The sequence below is a fragment of the Brevundimonas sp. Leaf168 genome, assembly GCF_001423685.1.
Classification (GTDB): Bacteria; Pseudomonadota; Alphaproteobacteria; order Caulobacterales; family Caulobacteraceae; genus Brevundimonas; species Brevundimonas vesicularis_C.
The window spans coordinates 891,241-897,922 of sequence record NZ_LMOY01000001.1 but is presented as its reverse complement, the minus strand read 5'-3'; the positions used below and the strand labels follow the sequence as shown (position 1 = coordinate 897,922).

General features: G+C 66.0%; 4 protein-coding genes and 1 pseudogene. 3 read left to right on the top strand and 2 right to left on the bottom strand.

The features are described 5' to 3' along the window. Positions 1-111 precede the first annotated feature (111 nt). Both ASF81_RS04445 and dinB read right to left on the bottom strand, forming a co-directional pair. The gene (locus tag ASF81_RS04445; protein WP_082503424.1) at positions 112-672 is read right to left on the bottom strand and encodes an alpha-ketoglutarate-dependent dioxygenase AlkB; all 561 of its coding nucleotides are present in this window, start codon (positions 670-672) and stop codon (positions 112-114) included. After that, positions 669-1,742, bottom strand: a complete 1,074-nt coding sequence (dinB, locus tag ASF81_RS04440; RefSeq protein WP_055805227.1) for a DNA polymerase IV — start codon at positions 1,740-1,742, stop codon at positions 669-671. Before dinB ends, ASF81_RS04445 begins: the two co-directional genes overlap by 4 nt. 110 nt (positions 1,743-1,852) lie before the next feature. Here dinB and ASF81_RS04430 point away from each other — a divergent pair. From ASF81_RS04430 to ASF81_RS04420, 3 genes and pseudogenes are all read left to right on the top strand, one after another. Then, positions 1,853-5,321 (top strand): annotated as a pseudogene (locus ASF81_RS04430) (error-prone DNA polymerase). A gap of 150 nt (positions 5,322-5,471) precedes the next feature. After that, positions 5,472-5,819 carry a hypothetical protein gene (locus tag ASF81_RS04425; RefSeq protein ID WP_055805219.1) on the top strand — a complete coding sequence of 116 codons (348 nt, stop codon included), beginning with the start codon at positions 5,472-5,474 and terminating at the stop codon, positions 5,817-5,819. 47 nt (positions 5,820-5,866) lie between these two features. Then, positions 5,867-6,505: a hypothetical protein gene (locus ASF81_RS04420; protein ID WP_055805215.1), complete on the top strand. Its 639-nt coding sequence runs from the start codon at positions 5,867-5,869 to the stop codon at positions 6,503-6,505. Positions 6,506-6,682 lie beyond the last annotated feature (177 nt).

Genomic DNA, 6,682 nt, shown 5'->3' with positions numbered 1-6,682 from the left:
TGATCGCGCGGTGCGCGGCGCCGAGGGCGCGAGCGACCACGCGCCGGTCTGGATCGAGCTTGCCTGACCCAGCCGATCCGGACCGCTGGACGTCAGTCGACCCAACAATCGTCAAGCCGTCAGGGTCCGGAAGGTGATGGAATAGCGCAAGGCTGTCATAGGTGTGATAGAATGCTCCCAGGCAGCGCGCGCCTCTCCTGACAGGCGATAGACCGAGCCGCTCGCCAGCGCCGCATTTCGACGCAGAAAGCCCGCCCCCTGGCGACGGCGCAGCCGCATCACGCAGGGCGCAAGTAAGGACACGCCCAGGATTTCCCCATAGACGGGGCGGTCGCGATGCCAGCCGATGCCGGCGCCCGGCGCATATTCATTGACCAGAACCTGCACAAAGGCCGCGCCGTTCAGATCGAGGCGGCCCGCCAAGCGCGCCATTAAGGTCGAGAGAAACGCCGGCCAACCCGCGCCATCACCCCCGCGGTCGAAGGCGGCGATCCGGCGATGACCCAGGTAGCCCAGATGTTCATAGGGTTTGAACGCCAGAGTCTGGAGCGCGGCGACAAGCGCGGCCTGTTCAGGCGCCGACAGGACGCCGGCCCAATAGTCAAAGCCCGCCACCACGGGCGTGCGCGCGGGTGCATCGTCGAACAGGTCGATTTGCGATAGTTCGGTCACGCCAGGACCAGTTGGTTCACCGCGGCGCCGGTCGTCTCCAGATTGGACAGGCTCACACCAACCAGGCGCACGCCCCGGCTTAGCGGGTAGAGGGACCGAACCAGCACCCGACTGACCTCGTGCAGGGTCTGGCGGGAGGCCACGGGCTCGGACTGGGACCGGCTTCGCGTCGACTGCTGGAAGTCCGCCCATTTGACCTTGACGGTGACCGTCCGTCCGCGACTGCCGGTCTGCTCGCACCAGGCCCAGACATCGTCGGCCATGGCCCCCACCCCGGCCTCTATCGCGTCCGGATCAGTCAGGTCGGAGGCGAAGGTAGTTTCCGACCCGCTCGATTTGCGCGTCCGGTCCGGATTGACCGCCCGGTCGTCCTGCCCGCGCGCGATGGCGTAATACCAGGGCCCGGACTTGCCAAAATGATGCTGGAGAAAGGCCAGGGACTGGCGGCGCAGATCCGCGCCGGTGCGGATTCCTAGCCCTTCCATCTTGGCGGCGGTCACCGGCCCCACGCCGTAGAACCGCCGGACCGGCAAGTCTTCCACGAAGGCCTCGCCGCGCCCGGGCGCCACGACGAACTGGCCGTTCGGCTTGTTCTGGTCCGACGCCAGCTTGGCCAGAAACTTGTTGTAGGAAACGCCCGCCGAGGCGGTCAGGCCGGTCTCTTCAAAGATCCGCCGCCGGATTTCCTGCGCCGTCGCCGAGGCGGTCCCCAGGCCTCGCCGATCGGCCGTCACATCGAGATAGGCCTCGTCTAGAGACAGAGGTTCGATCAGATTGGTGTAGTCCGAAAAGATCGCATGGATCTGCGCCGACACCGCGCGATAGACCTCGAAGCGCGGCGGGACGAAGACGAGGTTTGGACACTTCCGCTGGGCGGTTGTCGAGGGCATGGCCGAACGCACCCCGAACCGCCGCGCCTCATAGCTGGCGGCGGCGACCACGCCGCGCGCCGCCGCATGACCGACCGCCACGGGCCGACCGCGCAGGGCGGGATCATCCCTCTGTTCCACGGAGGCGAAGAAGGCGTCCATGTCCACGTGGACGATCTTGCGGGTGGCGACGCCGGACATGCAGCGTGCATATCAAGACGAGAACAAAAAGAAAACATTTGTCCAAGGCGACGCTTGCCATTCGGCTCGCCGGAGTGCTGTCGGGGAGGTCGAACAGCCGTTTAATCCCTATGTCCTACGTCGAGCTTCAAGCCACTTCGCACTTCTCCTTCCTGCGCGGCGCCAGCAGTTGCGAGCTGCTGTTCGAACAGGCGCGGCTGTGCGGGCTGGACGCCCTGGCCATCGTCGATCGCAACTCGCTAGCGGGGATCGTGCGCGCCCATGAGGCGGCCAAGGCCTCCGGCGTACGGCTGATCGTCGGCTGCCGGCTTGATCTGATCGATGGGACCGGAGTGCTCGTCTATCCGACCGATCGACCGGCCTATTCCCGGCTGACGCGCCTTCTCTCTCTGGGCAAGCGCCGCGCCGGCAAGGCGAAATGCCACCTCGACTGGTCGGACCTGAAAGACTGGTCGGAGGGCCTGATCGCCATCCTGGTTCCGGACGAGGCGGACGAGGCCTGCTGTGCCAATCTGCGACGGCTGAAGGCGACCTTTCCCGCGGGCGCCTATCTCGCCCTGACGCTGCGGCGACGCCCCGGCGATGCCTTGCGGCTGCACGACCTGTCGACCCTCGCCGTCCAGGCCGGCGTGCCGACCGTCGTAACCAACGACGTCCTCTTTCATCATCCGGACCAACGCCTGCTGCAGGACGTGGTCACCTGCGTGCGGCACGGCTGCACCATCGACGAATTGGGTTTTCGACGCGAACGCCATGCGGATCGCTATCTGAAGCCGCCCCACGAGATGCACCGCCTGTTCAAGGCCTATCCCGAGGCCCTGGCCCGCTCGGTCGAGATCGCCGACCGCGACCGTCGTAACCAACGACGTCCTCTTTCATCATCCGGACCAACGCCTGCTGCAGGACGTGGTCACCTGCGTGCGGCACGGCTGCACCATCGACGAATTAGGTTTTCGACGCGAACGCCATGCGGATCGCTATCTGAAGCCGCCCCACGAGATGCACCGCCTGTTCAAGGCCTATCCCGAGGCCCTGGCCCGCTCGGTCGAGATCGCCGACCGATGCCGGTTCTCGCTGGATGAGCTGGCGTATCAGTACCCCGATGAGGTCTCGACGCCGGGCATGACGCCGCAGCAGACGCTGGAACAGCTGACCTGGGCCGGAGCCGCCGAGCGCTATCCGGAAGGGCTGCCGGACAGCGTGCGCAAGACGCTTCGGCACGAACTCGATCTGATCGGCCAGCTCGACTACGCCCCCTACTTCCTGACGGTCCATTCGATCGTGCGCTTCGCCCGCAGTCAGGACATCCTGTGCCAGGGTCGTGGTTCGGCCGCCAACTCCGCCGTCTGCTACGTGCTGGGCATCACCTCGATCGACCCGGGCCGCAATGATCTGTTGTTCGAACGCTTCGTCAGCCAGGAGCGCCGCGAGCCGCCAGACATCGATGTCGATTTCGAGCACGAGCGGCGCGAAGTCGTCATGCAGTGGATCTTCGAGACCTACGGCCGAAACCATGCGGCCCTCTGCTCCGTCGTCACCCGCTATCGCTCACGCGGCGCCCTGCGCGACGTCGGCAAGGCGTTGGGGCTCAGCGAAGACCTGATCAAGACCCTGTCGTCTCAAGTCTGGAGCTATTCCAGCGAGGGTGTCGAAGACAAGCATGTCGCGGACCTCAATCTCAATCTGGAGGACCGGCGGCTTCGCCTGGCGCTGGAGCTGTCGCGCCAGCTGATCGGCGCCCCGCGCCATCTCAGCCAGCACCCCGGCGGCTTCGTCCTGACCCACGACCGCCTGGACGACCTGGTCCCGATCGAGCCGGCGGCGATGAAGGATCGCCAGGTCATCGAATGGGACAAGGACGACATCGACGTCCTGAAGTTCATGAAGGTCGATGTGCTGGCGCTCGGCATGCTCAGCTGCATGAAGCGCGGCTTCGACCTCCTGGCCCAGCACAAGGGGATTGCGCTCGACCTCGCCACCATTCCGGCCGAGGACCCCAAGACCTATGCGATGATCCGCAAGGCCGACACGCTCGGAGTCTTCCAGATCGAGAGCCGAGCCCAGATGGCCATGCTCCCGCGCATCAAGCCCCGCACCTTCTACGATCTGGTCATCGAGGTCGCCATCGTCCGTCCCGGGCCGATCCAGGGCGACATGGTCCATCCCTACCTGCGCCGCAGAGAGGGTAAGGAGGACGTCGTCTATCCCAAGCCCGAGCTTGAGAAGGTGTTGGGCAAGACCCTGGGCGTGCCCCTGTTCCAGGAACAGGCGATGCGGGTTGCGATCGAATGCGCCGGCTTCACCGCTTCGGAAGCCGACCAGCTGCGCCGGGCCATGGCGACGTTCAAGTTCACCGGCGGGGTCAGCCACTTCAAGGACAAGCTGATCAGCGGCATGGTCGAGCGCGGCTATGACGCCGCCTTCGCCGAGAAGACCTTCAGCCAGCTTGAGGGCTTCGGATCCTACGGCTTTCCGGAAAGCCATGCGGCCTCCTTCGCCCTGATCGCCTATGCCTCCTCCTGGCTCAAATGCCACCACCCGGATGTCTTCTGCGCCGCCCTGCTGAACGCCCAGCCCATGGGCTTCTATGCGCCAGCGCAGATCGTCCGTGACGCCCAGCAGCACGGCGTCGAGATCCGGCCCGTCTGCGTCAACGCCAGCCGCTGGGACTGCACTCTGGAGCCGGCAGGCGAGGATGGACGCTTCGCCGTCCGGCTGGGCCTTCGCATGGTGCGCGGCCTGGTGAATGGCGACGCCGCTCGCCTCCTGGCGGCGCGGACGGACGGCGCCTTCCGCTCTGTCGATGACCTGTGGCGACGCGCCGGCGCCCAGGTCGCCAGCCTTGTCCGCCTGGCGGAGGCGGATGCCTTCAGGCCGGATCTGCACCTGGACCGCCGCGACGCGCTGTGGGCCATCAAAGGGCTGCGTGACGCCCCGCTCCCCCTGTTCGCCGCCGCCGACGCCCACAACCAGAAGCCGGAAATCCTGGAGCCCGATCCGGGCCTCAAGCCGATGACGCCCGGACGGGAAGTGGTCGAGGACTACAGCCACATCGGCCTGACCCTGCGCGATCATCCGCTGAGCTTCCTGCGCGACGATCTGCAGGCCCGGCACGTCATGACCTGCGCCGATGGGACGGCCATGCGCGACGGTCGGCTGACGCGCGTCGCGGGCCTCGTGCTGGTCCGACAGAAGCCCGGCAGCGCCAAGGGGGTCATGTTCATCACCATCGAGGACGAGACCGGCGTGGCCAATCTGGTGATCTGGCCCAGCCTCTACGAACAACAGCGTCGCATTGTGCTGTCGGCCTCCATGCTGGTCGTAGATGGCAAAGTTCAGCGCGAAGGCGAGGTCGTCCACATCGTCGCGACCAAACTTCACGACGCATCGGCCCTGCTCGCCTCAGTCGGCGACCGGGGCAAAGCCTTCCCCCTGCCCCACGGGCGCGGCGACGAATTCCATCGCGGCGGGTCGCCGGATGCGCGCGACGCGCCTCCTCGCACGATCAAGGTCCGGGACATCTACATCCCCGATCTCCATCTCGACACGATCAGACCGAAGACGCGCGATTTTCGATAGTCGGGCTGGCCCTTCCTCACGAGCGCCCGCTTGACCCAGCACCGAACAGCGGCAGCCAACGGCCCGAGCTTTCCGAATCCAACAACCTTGGCATTGGGAACGAAGCCGGCCCGCGGCCCCTTTCAGTGGACCACTTTGAAAGGAAACCCCATGTTGAAAGCCGCCCTCGCCGTCTCGGCGACCGCCGTCCTTCTGACCGCCTGCGGAAACAACGAACCGAGCGAAGCGCCTGTCGAAGGCCCGGCCGTTTCCTCCGCCGAAGCGCCGATGAACCCTGCCGTCGACACCCAGGAGACGTCTGAGCAGACGGCCCTCACGCCCGGAGCCAACTCCTTCACCGAAGGTCAGGCCAAGGCGGCCATCGAGAAGCAAGGCTATGTCGTCTCCGGCCCGCTCACCCAGGACGAGCAAGGCATCTGGAAGGGTCAGGCCACCCGTGCGGGCGGCGACCCGATGACTGTCGGGGTCGATTACAAGGGCGTCGTGACGCCCCAATAATCGCAGCCTGATTTCCACCTCTCTAAAACATTCCCAAGGACCCCATCATGACCACCGTCACCCGGCTGTTCGACAGCCACACCGAAGCCCTGGACGCCGTCTCGAAGCTCGAGTCCTCCGGCGTTCACCACGACAAGATCAGCATTGTGTCAAACAACGCCGATAACTGGCACTCCGGATCCCGCGATCACAAGGCCGGCCCTCTAGGCGATCGTAATGGCGACGGCGAAAACGATGTCGCCGATGGCGCCGGCAAGGGCGCGACCACCGGCGGTCTGCTCGGCGCCGGCGCGGGCGTCCTTGCGGGCCTCGGCATGTTCGCCATTCCGGGCCTCGGCCCAGTCGTCGCCGCGGGTTGGCTCGCTTCGACGGCGGTCGGGGCGGCGGTCGGCGCCGCAGCCGGCGGCGCGACAGGCGGCCTGCTCGGCGCACTGAAGGAATCCGGTCACAGCGACGAAGAAGCGAACGTCTATTCGGAAGGCGTTCGTCGTGGGGGTACGCTCGTCAGCGTCAAGGCCGACGGCGACGAGGGGCAGCAAATTCAAGCCATCCTGGACGGCAGCCGCGGTTACGACGCCGCCACGCGCGGTGAAGCCTATCGCCAATCGGGCTGGTCTGGCTTCGATGCCGACGCCAAGCCCTACACGTCTGAGCAGATTCTCGAGGAACGCGCCCGCTATCGATAAGCCGGTCTCTTGGCTCGGCTGAGCCGAGTGGGATGAGTCAGAACGGCCCGGCGTCATCGACGCCGGGCCGTTGTTCCACGTCGCCTTTGAGTCAGCTGCCTTTGAAAGCGGGTGTCTGAGATGAACCAAGCGCTCGCCTCGCGAATGGCGAAAGAATGCCCAATGTTTCGTCACCCT

Coding starts and splice junctions, on each gene's coding strand:
- dinB (WP_055805227.1), bottom strand. CDS start 1,742: ATGTCCGGCGTCGCCACCCGCAAGATCGTCCACGTGGACATGGACGCC.
- ASF81_RS04420 (WP_055805215.1), top strand. CDS start 5,867: ATGACCACCGTCACCCGGCTGTTCGACAGCCACACCGAAGCCCTGGAC.
- ASF81_RS04425 (WP_055805219.1), top strand. CDS start 5,472: ATGTTGAAAGCCGCCCTCGCCGTCTCGGCGACCGCCGTCCTTCTGACC.